The following is a 13,517-nucleotide window of genomic DNA, read 5'->3' as shown; positions in this document are numbered from 1 at the left end:
TCCTGTCAAAAAACATCATCAAGGCAAGTGTTTCCAATGTCTACGATACTGGTTCTCCATGGTCCAAACCTGAACATGCTCGGCACCCGGGAACCGGAGGTGTACGGTCGTGAAACCCTGAATGACATCAACGACCGTCTTCTCCGCCAGGCTGCCGAACAGGGCCACCATCTGCTCCACCTGCAATCCAACGCAGAGTACGAGCTGATCGAGCGGCTCCATGAAGCCCGTGCGGAAGGTGTCGATTTCATCCTGATCAATCCGGCGGCTTTCACCCATACCAGCGTGGCGCTACGGGATGCCATCCTCGCCACCGATATACCGTTTATCGAGGTGCATCTGTCCAATGTGCACGCGCGGGAGGCCTTTCGCCACCACAGCTATTTTTCCGATATCGCCGTAGGCGTTATCTGCGGCCTGGGCAGCCAGGGCTACGACTTGGCACTGCAGGCCGCCATCAAACGAATTCAACAATTGAACTGATAGTACAAACGGGACTGGACTGACTATGGACATTCGCAAGATCAAAAAGCTGATTGAGCTGCTGGACGAATCCGACGTTGAAGAACTGGAGATCCACGAGGGCGATGATTCGGTACGAATCTCACGTCGCCGTGACCAGGGCGCTGGCGCAATCGTCGCCCAGTACACCGCCCCGGCCGCCCCGCAGCCGATGGCAGCAGCCCCGGCAGCCGCTCCGGCAGAACCGGCCGCAGCCCCCGCTGAAGCCGCCATCAGCGGCCACGCGGTGAAGTCTCCGATGGTTGGAACCTTCTACCGCTCACCGTCACCGACAGCCAAAGCGTTTGTGGAAGTCGGCCAGCAGGTAAACGCCGGCGACGTCATCTGCATCGTTGAAGCCATGAAGATGATGAACCAGATCGAAGCCGACAAGGCAGGCACCGTCTCCGAGATCCTGGTCGAGAATGGCCAGCCGGTTGAGTTTGACCAGCCCCTGATCATCATTTCCTAACAGCGGTGTAGCGGAACCATGGCCATGATAGAGAAAGTTCTGATCGCCAACCGGGGGGAAATTGCCCTCCGGATCCTGCGCGCCTGCAAGGAACTGGGCATCCGCACCGTTGCGGTCCATTCCCAGGTTGACCGGGATCTGATGCACGTCCGACTGGCGGACGAATCCGTCTGCATCGGCCCCAACAGCCCAACCGACAGCTACCTGAACATTCCCGCCATCATCAGCGCAGCGGAAGTCACCGACTCGGTGGCCATCCACCCGGGTTACGGCTTCCTGGCAGAAAACGCCAACTTCGCCGACATGGTCGAGCAGAGCGGCTTTCGCTTTATCGGACCCTCGGCCGACGTTATCCGCCTGATGGGCAACAAGGTATCTGCCATTGAAGCCATGACCCGTGCCGGCGTGCCCACGGTTCCGGGCTCCAACGGCCCGATTACCGAGGACGATCAGCGCACCCTGCGCATCGCCCGCGAGATCGGCTACCCGGTTATCATCAAGGCAGCTTCCGGCGGCGGTGGCCGCGGCATGCAGGTCGTTCATACCGAGGCTTCCCTGCTCAAGAGCATCCAGATCACCCAGTCGGAGGCCCGCAACGCCTTCGGTGATGCCACGGTGTACCTGGAAAAGTACCTGGAACGCCCCCGCCACGTTGAAGTTCAGGTACTGGCGGATACCCACGGCAATGTGATCCACCTGGGCGATCGCGATTGCTCCATGCAGCGTCGTCACCAGAAAGTGCTGGAAGAGGCCCCGGCACCCAACATTGACCCGGAAGCCCGTCAGGTCACCCTCAACGCCTGCGTCCAGGCCTGTAAGGAAATCGGCTATGTCGGTGCCGGCACCTTCGAATTCCTGTATCAGGATGGCAGCTTCTATTTCATCGAAATGAACACTCGGGTGCAGGTCGAGCATCCGGTGTCGGAAATGGTCACTGGCGTCGATATTGTCCGCGAGCAGTTGCGTATTGCCAGCGGCCTGCCGCTGCAGTACACCCAGGACGACATCAAGATCAGCGGCCACGCCCTGGAGTGCCGGATCAACGCCGAGGACCCGACGACCTTCGTCCCCAGCCCCGGCAAGGTCAAGCACTTCCATGCACCGGGCGGCAACGGCGTGCGGGTGGACTCCCATCTGTACAGTGGTTATACCGTCCCGCCGTTCTACGACTCTCTGGTGGCCAAGCTGATCACCTGGGGTGACGATCGGGACATCGCCCGCCGGCGGATGAAGAACGCGCTGGAAGAACTGGTCGTTGAAGGCATCAAGACCAACCAGCCGCTGCATCGAAAACTGGTACGCGACGGAGGCTTTAAACAGGTAGACTTCACCATCCACTACCTGGAGAAGCTGATTCGGGACTGAACCCAAGCGACCCTCCAGGGCGACCAAGGACTTTGAACAACCCAGACAGGACCTGCTATGCCCTGGATTCAACTACAGATCCCAGCTGATCCGGAGACCGCCGATCAGCTGGAGGATCTCCTCATGGAAATGGGCGCCGACGCGGTTTCCATGGAAGATGCCGCCGACCAGCCGCTGTACGAACCCGATCCTGGCACCACACCACTGTGGCACCAGACCCGGGTTACCGGCCTGTTCGATTCAGAGCGCAACATTGATCAGCTGCTGAATGCCATTCAGGACGCCTGGCATCAACAGACCCAACAGACACTGGCCGAGATTGAGGTCACTCTGGTTGAGGACAAAGACTGGGAACGGGCCTGGATGGATGACTTCAAACCACTGAAGTTCGGCCAGCGCCTTTGGATTGTTCCCAGCTGGCATGACGCGCCGGATCCTGACGCCGCCAACCTGATGCTCGATCCCGGCCTGGCGTTCGGTACCGGCACCCATCCGACCACCGCACTGTGCCTGGAATGGCTCGACGGCCAGGACGTTCAGGATGTCCAGGTGATCGACTACGGCTGCGGCTCCGGCATACTGGGTCTCGCGGCACTGCTGCTGGGCGCCCGCCATGTGATGGGTGTTGACACCGACCCTCAGGCCCTTGAAGCCAGTCGCGACAATGCCCGCCGCAACGGTGTCGAAGATAGCCGCCTTGATCTCTACCTGCCTGAAGGCGAGCCGGAGATGAAAGCAGACATTCTGCTCGCCAATATCCTTGCACAACCGCTGATCTCGCTGGCGTCACATTTGGCCGGCAAAGTCGTGCCCGGCGGCAAGCTGGTCCTGTCCGGCATCCTGTCGAATCAGGCCCGCGAAGTCATGGAAGCCTACGAACCCTGGTTCACCATGGACGAGCCGGAACAACAGGAAGATTGGATACGCCTCACAGGACGCCGCAACAACGCGTGACGGCACCCGGCTGAACGTCTAAACTGCCCCGAGTTGTGACAACACCCCTGACAGGAAGGAAGGATGTCTGAGAGTAGTCTGCTGACCCGCTGTCCCAAGTGCAAAACCCAATTCAGGGTGACTGCAGAACAACTCAGCGTCGCCAACGGCAAAGTCCGTTGCGGTAGCTGCATGAGCATTTTTAATGCCCTGGAGCACCGGACTACCTCGACCGCTTCCCAGCCGGCCCCTGCTCCCAGTGCGCCCCAGCCACCGACCTTCACCAGCGAGCCCGCCGCTGAAGAGGACTTTGTGTTTGCGGACAACCCCGAGGAGGATGCCTCCGAGCGGGGCTATAAAGGAAGCGACAGCACGTTCTCCCATGATGAGCTGAGCGAGAGCTTCCTCGCCATGGAAGAAGGCTCTTTCACCGGCTTCGCCGCTGAAGACGAAGACGACCTTGCCAGTCAGAACCAGGACGAAAGCTGGGCCGAGGCCATACTCGAAGACGATCACAGTGAACCTGCGGTCGAGCCCCGGCAGGAAAGCAACCGGGCTCAACCTGAAACCAGGCCCAAGCCTGAACCTGAACCTGAATCTGAACCTGAATTGGCCCTACGTGAGCCAATCGCGCCGGCAACGCCCGAGCCCAAACCCAGCATCGAAGCAAAGCCCGAGCCCAAGCGTGAACCCGAAACCCAAAGTCGTCCGCAAGCCCGGGATGAGGTCACGGCACTGAGCCTGGAGGCCTCGCCCAGCGATCGACAGACGACGACATTCAGCACCGACACCCCCGCAGCAGCGACTGAAAAGGGCACCAGCAAGCCCGAGCCGTTCCATAATCTGGCCCGGGAGCCGGTATCGGTATCCGGCAAGACAAGCAGCGGCTGGCTCAAGCGCACCTTCTGGACACTGCTGGTGCTCGGGTTAGTCGGCGCCCTCGGCGCCCAGGTCGGCTACTTCCAGTTCGACCGACTGTCCGCCGTTCCTGAACTACGCCCCTATTACGAAATGGCCTGTGAATACGCCGGCTGTGAACTCGCGCCCCTGGTGGACATCGACAGCATCCAGAGCCGCAAGCTGGTGGTTCGTACCGACCCGGAAAACCGCAACGCCCTGATCGTTGATGCTGAAATCGTCAACCGGGCTCCGTTCGAACAACCGTTCCCTGCCATTGCCCTCACCTTCTCCAACCTCAATGGCGATGTGGTGGCACAGAGCGTGTTCCCGCCACAACGCTACCTCGCCGGAGACGGTGACCAGCTGGCCGCCATGCCCAAAGAGGTTCCGGTGCGCATTGCCATCCGCATTCGCGACCCTGGCCGTGATGCTGTGAACTACAATATCGCGTTCCGGCCATACACCCCGTAAGCAAGCGCTGACTTCAGCGACACCGGGCGGGTCATCTGGCAGGCTAAAAGTCAACCAAAAAGAACGAAAAATAATCAACTTTTTCGCCCCCTTGCCTCTTCAATAGCGCAATTCTCGGCGGTATCATTGTCGCCCTTCGGAAATCGGGAGTCATGCTCCCGCTGTCAGGGATCGAGAAGCCCCTGTCCGAACCTCTCGCGAACTGCTTTGAAACCGGACTCAGATCATGCTGCCGACGGCAAAAATCGGGCCCTATACGCTGCCCAACCCCTTGATCGTGGCACCCATGGCCGGTGTGACTGATCGCCCGTTCCGCCTGCTTTGTCGGCGTCTGGGTGCAGGTCTGGCGGTTTCCGAGATGGTCATTGCTGACAGCAAGCTCTGGCACACCCGCAAGTCCCGCCTCAGGCTGGACCACCAGGGGGAACCGGAGCCCCGCTCCGTCCAGATCGCCGGCGGCGACCCGGACATGCTGGCCAACGCAGCACGACTGAATGCCGAGCACGGCGCCCAGATTATCGACATTAATATGGGCTGCCCGGCCAAGAAAGTCTGCAACAAGGCTGCTGGCTCGGCACTGATGAAAGACGAAGCACTGGTTCGGGACATCCTGCAGGCCGTAGTGGCTGCCGTGGATGTCCCGGTCACGCTGAAAATGCGTACCGGCTGGGATCAGCATCATCGCAATGCTCCGCTGATTGCCCGTATGGCAGAAGACGCCGGCATACAGGCTCTGGCCATTCATGGCCGGACCCGGGCGGACGCCTATAAAGGCAGCGCCGAATACGACACCATTGCGGAAGTGAAGGCCCAGGTCAGTATTCCGGTGTTCGCCAATGGCGATATTACATCTCCGGAGAAGGCCCGACAGGTTCTGCAGCACACCGGTGCCGACGGCCTTCTGATCGGCCGGGCCGCACAGGGCAGCCCCTGGATATTCCGGGAGATCCTGCATTACCTGGAGACTGGTGAGCATCTGCCCGCCCCCTCCCTTGATGAGGTGGAACGGATCCTGAGCGAACACCTGGACGCGTTGCACAGCTTTTACGGCGAGGTCATGGGCCCCCGGATCGCACGCAAACATGTGGGCTGGTATTTGCAGTCCCACGACGAGAGTAAAACATTCAGACGACGCTTCAACACCCTTGAAGACCCGTTGGAGCAGAAAGAAAGTATTCAACTGTACTTTTCAGGCTTACGAAATGGAGAGGTATTCGCAGCATGAGCGCTGAGACTTTGGCAAACGACAACCGGATTCCGAATGCAGGCGATGACATCCATCAGCTGCAGACGATCAACAGCACTGGCAATGCCGTCACCCTGCGTGACAGCGTCGAGGTGGCGCTGAAAAACTATTTCGCCCAGCTCGACGGCGCCCCGGTCACCGACGTTTACCAGCTGGTGCTTTCGGAAGTTGAAGCCCCGCTGCTGGAGCAGGTGATGAAGTACACCCGCAACAACCAGACCAAGGCATCGACCATGCTGGGGCTGAACCGCGGCACCCTGCGCAAGAAGCTCAAGCAGTACGGTCTGCTATAATCCAGACACCCTGAATCCCAAGAGGGCCTCCCGGACAACTTTCGCGAGGCCTTCATTCGTTCATATCCAGCGAAAAAATTGAACCATGGCTAACCAGGAAAACACCCCCGTCCGTCGCGCACTGATCAGCGTTTCCGATAAAACCGGCATCGTTGAATTTGCCAAAGGCCTTGTCGAGCAAGGCGTTGAACTGCTCTCCACCGGCGGCACCTTCCGCCTGCTCCAGGACAATCAAATTGCCGTTACCGAAGTCAGTGACTACACCGGCTTCCCGGAAATGATGGATGGCCGGGTCAAGACCCTGCATCCCAAGATCCATGGCGGCATTCTTGGTCGTCGCGGTACCGACGATGCGATCATGAGCGAGCATCAGATCAACCCCATCGACATGGTCGTGGTCAACCTGTACCCGTTTGAAGCCACCGTCGCCAAGCCGGACTGCGACCTGGCCACCGCCATCGAAAACATCGACATCGGTGGCCCGACCATGGTTCGTGCCGCCGCCAAGAACCACAACGATGTGGCCATTGTGGTCAACGCGTCCGACTACGACCGCGTCCTCGCCGAACTGGCCGACAGCAATGGCGAACTGAGCTTCGCCACCCGCTTCGACCTGGCCGTCAAGGCCTTCGAGCACACCGCTGGCTACGACGGCGCGATTGCCAACTACCTGGGCGGCCGCACGGCGGATAATGACAACGCCGATTTCCCGCGCACGTTCAACAGCCAGTTCGTCAAGGTTCAGGACATGCGTTACGGTGAGAACCCGCACCAGCGTGCTGCCTTCTATGCCGAGCGCAATCCACGGGAAGCCAGTGTTGCGACCGCTCGCCAGCTGCAGGGCAAGGAACTGTCCTTCAACAACGTTGCCGATACCGACGCGGCCCTCGAGTGCGTCAAGCCGTTCGCCGACCCGGCCTGCGTCATCGTCAAGCACGCCAACCCCTGCGGCGTTGCCATCGGCGCCGATATCCGTCAGGCCTACGACCTGGCCTTTGCCACCGACCCGACCTCAGCCTTCGGCGGCATCATTGCCTTCAACCGGGAACTGGATGCCGAAACCGCCAAAGCGATCATCGACCGTCAGTTCGTGGAAGTGATCATTGCCCCGACCATTGCCGATGAAGCCGTCGAGATCGTCGCCGCCAAAAAGAACGTACGCCTGCTGGCCTGTGGCGAGTTCAGCGATGAGCGCACCAAGGCTCTCGATTACAAGCGCGTGACCGGCGGTTTGCTGGTGCAGGATCGTGACCTCGGCATGGTCGCCATGGAAGACGTCAAGGTGGTCACCGACCGTCAGCCGACTGAAGCCGAACTCAATGACCTGCTGTTTGCCTGGGAAGTGGCCAAGTACGTCAAGTCCAACGCCATTGTCTACGCCAAAGCCGGCCGCACCATCGGCATCGGGGCTGGCCAGATGAGCCGGGTATACAGTGCCAAAATCGCCGGCATCAAGGCTGCTGACGAAGGTCTGGAAGTCAAAGGTTCCGTGATGTCATCCGATGCCTTCTTCCCGTTCCGGGACGGTATTGATGCCGCTGCCGAAGCCGGCATCACCGCGGTGATCCAGCCTGGCGGCTCCATGCGTGATCAGGAAGTCATTGATGCCGCCAATGAGCATGGCATTGCCATGGTCTTCACCGGTATGCGCCATTTCCGCCACTGATAGAGAGAAGGAACGACATGATGAATATTCTGGTAATCGGCAGTGGCGGCCGCGAACACGCCCTGGCCTGGAAAGCCGCCCAGTCTGCAGACGCGGACAAGGTTTTTGTGGCGCCGGGTAATGCCGGCACCGCCCGGGAGCCAGCCCTGGAAAACGTCGACATCGACGTTATGGATCTGGACGCCCTGGCCAACTTCGCCGAAAACAACAACGTTGGCCTCACCATTGTCGGCCCGGAAGCACCGCTGGTCGCTGGCATCGTTGACCTCTTCAACAGCCGCGGCCTGCGGGTTTTCGGCCCGACCGAAGGCGCCGCCCAGCTGGAAGGCTCCAAGGCCTTCACCAAGGATTTCCTGGCCCGCCAGAACATCCCGACTGCGGGTTATGGCAACTTCACCGACGTCGACGAGGCCCTGGCCTACGTCCGTGAACAGGGCGCGCCGATTGTGGTCAAGGCCGACGGCCTTGCCGCGGGCAAGGGCGTGATTGTCGCCATGACCCTGGCCGAAGCCGAGGACGCCATCCGCGACATGCTCGCAGGCAATGCGTTCGGCGACGCTGGCAGCCGGGTCGTTATCGAGGAATTCCTCGAAGGTGAGGAAGCCAGCTTTATCGTCATGGTCGACGGCGAACATGTACTGCCGATGGCTACCTCCCAGGACCACAAGCGCGTCGGGGACGGCGACACCGGCCCCAACACCGGCGGCATGGGCGCTTACTCTCCGGCACCGGTGGTCACCAGCGACGTCCACCAGCGCATCATGGACGAAGTCATCTACCCGACCGTTCGTGGCATGGCCGCCGAAGGGCACCCCTACACCGGGTTCCTCTATGCCGGCCTGATGATCGACGGCACCGGCGCCCCCAAGGTGATTGAATTCAATTGCCGCTTTGGCGACCCGGAAACCCAGCCGATCATGCTGCGGATGAAGTCGGACCTGGTTCAGCTTTGCCAGGCGGCCATCGACGGCAAACTCGACCAGTGCAGTTCCGACTGGGATGAGCGCGCCTCCGTTGGTATCGTGCTCGCCGCAGGCGGCTACCCCGGCGACTATGCCAAGGGTGATGCCATCTCCGGCTTGCCAACGACGGAAGTTGAAGGCGAAAAAGTATTCCACGCGGGCACCCGCCTGGACGGTGACGAGGTCGTGACGAATGGCGGCCGCGTCCTGTGTGCCACCGCTCTCGGTGCTACCGTCACCGAAGCGCAGCAGCGGGCCTACGCCCTCGCCAGCGAGATCAGCTGGAACGGTGCGTTTTATCGCAAGGACATCGCCTACCGGGCCATCGCCCGGGAAAATGGCTGACGCGTCTGGCAATAAAGCCCCGGAAAGCCCGGTCATTGATTGACCGGGCTTTTTTTTGCGTTACTGTAGCAGTCCTCCGGTAAGGACAACCGCAACAACAAGATTGAGGCACACACGCATGACCAGCAGATTTCCATCATCCATCGCAGTGGCACTGTTCAGCTTACTGCTACTGGCCGGTTGCAGCCGTCAGGAATTTTTCGACAACGCGATTGCCTGGGAGCGTGACTCTGCCGGCCTGAGCCCTCAGGAAATCACAGTCGGTGACTTGCACATCAGTTACCTGAGCAACAGTGAAGCCAATAATGGCGAGATTCTCGTGATGGTCCACGGCTTTGCCGCCGACAAGGACAACTGGGTACGCATGGCCGGCGAATTGACCGAGCAATACCAGGTTTATGCCATCGACCTTCCCGGCCATGGCGACAGCAGCAAGGAACTCGACCGGGATTACCAGCTGCAGAGCCAGGTCAGTTATCTGCACCGCATTCTCCGTGCACTGGAGCTGGATCAGGTGAACCTGATCGGCAACTCCATGGGGGGCGCCATTACCGCCTTGTACGCTGCCCGCTATCCAGACACCATCCAAAGCGCCACGCTGCTCAATCCGGCAGGTGTTTTCCGGTACGAAAGCGAATTGAACATCCAGCTTGAGGAAGGCAACAACCCGCTGATTGTCAGCCAGCCCGGTGATATGAAACGATTGGCCGCGCTTGCCCTGGAGCAGCAACCGTTCGTGCCCTGGCCAATCTACGGCGTCATGGAAGAGCGCGCCATCGCAAAACGGGAAGTCAACGAACGCATCTTTCAGGCCCTGACAGACTCGGCCAGTGAAGACACCTTCACCGAGGCACTGGCGTCGATCTCCGCCCCGGTCCTGGTGATCTGGGGGAAACAGGACCGCGTCATCAACTACCGCAATGTGGAAGTGTTTGAGCAGTACATCCCGAACGCCAGGGCGATTATCCTTGAGGAGATCGGTCATGCTCCGATGATCGAAACCCCGGAGCGCTCGGCAACACTGGTACGCGCGTTTGTCGAATCCGATGACGTCCGCTCCCGGAGCGGGCAGTAAAGGCAGCGAACAACAGCAAGGCGGCAACTGAATGTCTGAGGCACTGTGGATATCCTTCGCGTTCACCCTGGGATTAATGGTGAAGTCGATCGGCCTGCCTCCGCTGGTGGGATACCTGGCGGCCGGCTTTGCCCTCAGTGGCCTCGCCACCTTTACCCCGATCACCGTGGAAAACACAGCGTTTCTTGACCATGTTGCCCACCTCGGGGTGTTACTGCTGCTGTTCACTGTCGGGCTCAAGCTCAAGCTTCGCTCGATCTTCAGCACCGAGGTCATTGGCGGCGGTCTGCTGCACTTTGTCATCACCACGGCGCTGATTGCGCCGGGGATCCTGCTGATACTGGCAACGGACTGGCAAACCGCGTTGCTGCTGGCCATCGCCCTATCCTTCTCCAGCACCGTGCTGGCCGCCAAGGTCCTTGAAAGCAAACGCGAACTCAGGGCATTCCACGGCCGCGTCGCCATTGGCATACTCATTGTCCAGGACCTGATCGCACTGGTGGTCATGAGCATCACCTCCGGTGAAGCGCCCTCCCCCTGGTCGCTGCTGGTCTTTGGCCTGCCACTCCTTCGCCCTCTGCTCTACCGGCTGCTCGATGCCAGTGGGCACGATGAACTGCTGGTCCTGCTGGGGCTCTTGCTGGCACTGGTCCTTGGCGGGACCGGGTTTGATGCGCTGGGACTGAGCTCAGAACTGGGGGCGCTGATCTTTGGCGCGATGCTGGCCAACCATCCCCGTGCCGTCGAGTTGTCGCGCTCGCTGTGGAGCGTCAAGGAAATGTTCCTGGTCGCGTTCTTCCTGCAAATCGGCATTGGTGGCCTGCCCGACCAGAATGCCCTGATATTCGCCCTGGTCGCCGCGCTGCTGCTGCCCCTCAAGGGCGCGCTGTTTTTTTTCCTGCTGCTGGCCTTCCGGCTGCGGGCCCGAAGCAGCTTCCTGACGGCACTCTCCCTGGGCAACTACAGCGAATTCGGACTGATTGTCGCCAGCGTGGCACTGCCGGAATGGCTGATTCCTCTGGCCATAGCCCTGTCCCTGTCGTTCGTGATTTCAGCACCGGTCAACCGTATTTCCCATACCCTGTACGAGCGCTACTCCCGGCGCCTGACTCCGTACGAGGGCCGTCGCCGCCACCCGGATGAACAACCCATTTCCCTCGGCGACACCCGCATTCTGGTCATGGGCATGGGACGCACAGGGTCCGCCGCCTACGACCGCCTGGCCGGAGAGGAAGCCAATATCATGGGCCTGGATTCCGATCCCGCCAAGGCCCGCATGCATCTCAAAGCCGGCCGTAACGTGGTGTTTGCCGATGCCGAGGACACCACTTTCTGGGCTGAGGTCAAGATGCCCAACCTGAAGGCCGTGGTGTTGGCCATGAGCGACATCGAGGGCAAGGTGATCGCCGCCCGCCAGCTCCGCCACAAGGGGTTCAACGGCTATATCATTGCTCACACCATGTTTGCCGACGAAGCGGCGTTGATCAAGGAAGCGGGCGCCAACGAGGCCTACCTGACCATGAACGAAACCGGCGTCGCCCTGGCCAGCCACATTGACGATTACATGAGCCGTAATCACCGCCCACACTGAGACCGCCCCACCCCCGGCGCACTCAGGCCTGCCGGTGTCAGCATGCTTTACAGTTTTGGTTGATTCCACCGGGAACAGATCAACAACTGTATCTTTTCTAACGGGGTTTGGCTTATGGCATATATCGTGCCTCAAACACTGAGTACCCGTTCGGGGGCAGCGTTACCTTCTGCTGCAACCACCTCCGCGTCGCTGAGTAGCAGTCCAGGCCGATAACGAGTATCAGACTGGAGACATATCATGGAGCACCGTAGAACGCTGCTTTGGATTTCACCCTCCCCCGATCCCGGGGTCACAGGGCTGGCACTGTCCAGCCACTGGGACATTCATCAGATCAATCTGCACCAGCCGCCCCGGGACCTCAGCAATGGAAACGGCGCCAGAGTGGGTGTTCTGGACCTCCACGGCTGCACGGATGAAGACTTCCCGTTACTGGAAGACTGGCTGAACACCCTGAATCCAACCACCTGGGTGGGGCTGACGGACAAACCACCGGCACAGGACCCAAATCTGAGCCATGTCATTGGCACCCATTGTGCCGATTACCACACCCTGCCCCTGGACCAGAACCGGCTCGACACCGTGCTCGGACATCTATGGGGTATGGCGCGATTGCGCTCGCAACTAGCTGGCGGTGAGCGGGCCACGCTGCAACACTGCGCCCTGAGCGGGCATTCCACCGCGATACGTCAGACCCGTTCCCTGCTGCAACGATTTGCCAGCACCCTGGAACCGGTGCTGATCTACGGCGCCAGTGGCACCGGCAAGGAAACCGCTGCACGGTATATCCATGACCACTCCCCCGTCAGCCACGGCCCCTTCATCTCTGTCAATTGCGCAGCCCTGCCTCCCTCTTTAACCCAGCGGGAGCTGTTCGGCGACGAGAACGGCACGCCAGACGGTGCCGCCGAAGCCCACATCGGGCGATTTGAAGCCGCCCATGGGGGCAGCCTGCTGCTGATGGGTATCAATGAATTACTGCCGGAGCAGCAATCCGCCCTGTTGCGGTTTCTTCAGGATGGGGCTCTTGACCAGGTGGGCAGCAAACGCCCACGCCAGATTCGAACCCGGATTATTGCCACCAGCTCCCAGCCCCTTGATGCCCTGGTGCAGAGTAATGAGTTCCGCAAGGATGTGTTTTACCGCCTGGGTGGACTGTCCGTTCGATTACCCGAACTGCGGGAGCGCCTGGAGGATCTTCCGGAACTGGTCGAGCACTTTTTCGCCTCCGCGGCGTCTCAGGGCAACCGGATCCACTGGCAACTCAATGAGGCCGCCATGCGAGCCCTGATGGCCCACAGCTGGCCCGGCAACATTCGCGAACTGGACAATCGCCTGCACCAGGCCATTCTGCTTGGTGAGGATCAGCGCCTGAGCCCACAAGATCTCGGATTCCAGGCGCAACAGGCCAATGCAAACGACGACCTAAGCCTGGATCATTTCCGCGCCCAGGCCGAACAGCAGGCCGTCCGCTGCAGCCTCGCCATGACCCACAACAACGTCTCGGCGGCGGCTCGCCTGCTCGACATTTCCCGGGTCTCGCTGTACCGCCTGATGGAGAAACACAAAAGCGCTATGGCGGCCACCGAAGACACCAGCAGCAAGCCCCGCAACAAAGGTCTTTAAACTGCGGCGCCCGCGGGTCGGGCGCCGCCCTCCTTGCGATCCCATCAGTCCGAACCGTTCGGCACGCTCAC

General features: G+C 60.4%; 12 protein-coding genes. All 12 read left to right on the top strand.

Going from position 1 to position 13,517, the window contains the following annotated elements; all coding sequences use genetic code 11:
• Positions 1-36: 36 nt before the first annotated feature.
• The 12 genes from aroQ (at position 37) to BLV11_RS01075 (ending at position 13,446) form a co-directional block, all read left to right on the top strand.
• Positions 37-483: a type II 3-dehydroquinate dehydratase gene (aroQ, locus tag BLV11_RS01130; RefSeq protein ID WP_091811105.1), complete on the top strand. Its 447-nt coding sequence runs from the start codon at positions 37-39 to the stop codon at positions 481-483.
• Between the two features lie 25 nt (positions 484-508).
• Positions 509-973, top strand: a complete 465-nt coding sequence (accB, locus tag BLV11_RS01125) for an acetyl-CoA carboxylase biotin carboxyl carrier protein (protein ID WP_091811104.1) — start codon at positions 509-511, stop codon at positions 971-973.
• An 18-nt stretch (positions 974-991) separates the two neighbouring features.
• Positions 992-2,338 carry an acetyl-CoA carboxylase biotin carboxylase subunit gene (accC, locus tag BLV11_RS01120; RefSeq protein WP_091811103.1) on the top strand — a complete coding sequence of 449 codons (1,347 nt, stop codon included), beginning with the start codon at positions 992-994 and terminating at the stop codon, positions 2,336-2,338.
• A 57-nt stretch (positions 2,339-2,395) separates the two neighbouring features.
• Entirely contained in the window at positions 2,396-3,292 is an 897-nt protein-coding gene (gene prmA / locus BLV11_RS01115) for a 50S ribosomal protein L11 methyltransferase (protein ID WP_091811102.1), read from the top strand.
• Between the two features lie 63 nt (positions 3,293-3,355).
• Positions 3,356-4,642, top strand: a complete 1,287-nt coding sequence (locus BLV11_RS01110) for a DUF3426 domain-containing protein (RefSeq protein WP_091811101.1) — start codon at positions 3,356-3,358, stop codon at positions 4,640-4,642.
• Positions 4,643-4,871: 229 nt separating this feature from the next.
• Entirely contained in the window at positions 4,872-5,867 is a 996-nt protein-coding gene (gene dusB / locus BLV11_RS01105; protein ID WP_175528255.1) for a tRNA dihydrouridine synthase DusB, read from the top strand.
• Positions 5,864-6,181, top strand: coding sequence for a DNA-binding transcriptional regulator Fis (gene fis / locus BLV11_RS01100; RefSeq protein WP_091811099.1), 318 nt, complete (start codon positions 5,864-5,866; stop codon positions 6,179-6,181). Before dusB ends, fis begins: the two co-directional genes overlap by 4 nt.
• Positions 6,182-6,266: 85 nt before the next feature.
• Positions 6,267-7,847, top strand: coding sequence for a bifunctional phosphoribosylaminoimidazolecarboxamide formyltransferase/IMP cyclohydrolase (gene purH, locus BLV11_RS01095; protein ID WP_091811098.1), 1,581 nt, complete (start codon positions 6,267-6,269; stop codon positions 7,845-7,847).
• Positions 7,848-7,867: 20 nt separating this feature from the next.
• Positions 7,868-9,154 carry a phosphoribosylamine--glycine ligase gene (purD, locus tag BLV11_RS01090; protein WP_091811097.1) on the top strand — a complete coding sequence of 429 codons (1,287 nt, stop codon included), beginning with the start codon at positions 7,868-7,870 and terminating at the stop codon, positions 9,152-9,154.
• Between the two features lie 118 nt (positions 9,155-9,272).
• Positions 9,273-10,229: an alpha/beta fold hydrolase gene (locus BLV11_RS01085; RefSeq protein ID WP_091811096.1), complete on the top strand. Its 957-nt coding sequence runs from the start codon at positions 9,273-9,275 to the stop codon at positions 10,227-10,229.
• 31 nt (positions 10,230-10,260) lie between these two features.
• On the top strand, positions 10,261-11,820 hold the full coding sequence (locus BLV11_RS01080; RefSeq protein WP_091811095.1) for a cation:proton antiporter family protein: 1,560 nt from the start codon (positions 10,261-10,263) through the stop codon (positions 11,818-11,820).
• Between the two features lie 240 nt (positions 11,821-12,060).
• Complete coding sequence (locus BLV11_RS01075; protein WP_091811094.1) at positions 12,061-13,446, top strand: sigma-54 dependent transcriptional regulator; 1,386 nt, start codon at positions 12,061-12,063, stop codon at positions 13,444-13,446.
• Positions 13,447-13,517 lie beyond the last annotated feature (71 nt).

The organism is Marinobacter mobilis (genome assembly GCF_900106945.1).
In the GTDB taxonomy this organism is placed as follows: domain Bacteria; phylum Pseudomonadota; class Gammaproteobacteria; order Pseudomonadales; family Oleiphilaceae; genus Marinobacter; species Marinobacter mobilis.
The sequence above is the reverse complement of the archived record's forward strand: the minus strand, read 5'-3'. Positions and strand labels throughout refer to the sequence as shown.

Excerpts from the sequence above, each read along its gene's own strand:
- aroQ (WP_091811105.1), top strand. The coding sequence starts at position 37 with ATGTCTACGATACTGGTTCTCCATGGTCCAAACCTGAACATGCTCGGC.
- accB (WP_091811104.1), top strand. The coding sequence starts at position 509 with ATGGACATTCGCAAGATCAAAAAGCTGATTGAGCTGCTGGACGAATCC.
- accC (WP_091811103.1), top strand. The coding sequence starts at position 992 with ATGGCCATGATAGAGAAAGTTCTGATCGCCAACCGGGGGGAAATTGCC.
- prmA (WP_091811102.1), top strand. The coding sequence starts at position 2,396 with ATGCCCTGGATTCAACTACAGATCCCAGCTGATCCGGAGACCGCCGAT.
- BLV11_RS01110 (WP_091811101.1), top strand. The coding sequence starts at position 3,356 with ATGTCTGAGAGTAGTCTGCTGACCCGCTGTCCCAAGTGCAAAACCCAA.
- fis (WP_091811099.1), top strand. The coding sequence starts at position 5,864 with ATGAGCGCTGAGACTTTGGCAAACGACAACCGGATTCCGAATGCAGGC.
- purH (WP_091811098.1), top strand. The coding sequence starts at position 6,267 with ATGGCTAACCAGGAAAACACCCCCGTCCGTCGCGCACTGATCAGCGTT.
- purD (WP_091811097.1), top strand. The coding sequence starts at position 7,868 with ATGAATATTCTGGTAATCGGCAGTGGCGGCCGCGAACACGCCCTGGCC.
- BLV11_RS01085 (WP_091811096.1), top strand. The coding sequence starts at position 9,273 with ATGACCAGCAGATTTCCATCATCCATCGCAGTGGCACTGTTCAGCTTA.
- BLV11_RS01080 (WP_091811095.1), top strand. The coding sequence starts at position 10,261 with ATGTCTGAGGCACTGTGGATATCCTTCGCGTTCACCCTGGGATTAATG.
- BLV11_RS01075 (WP_091811094.1), top strand. The coding sequence starts at position 12,061 with ATGGAGCACCGTAGAACGCTGCTTTGGATTTCACCCTCCCCCGATCCC.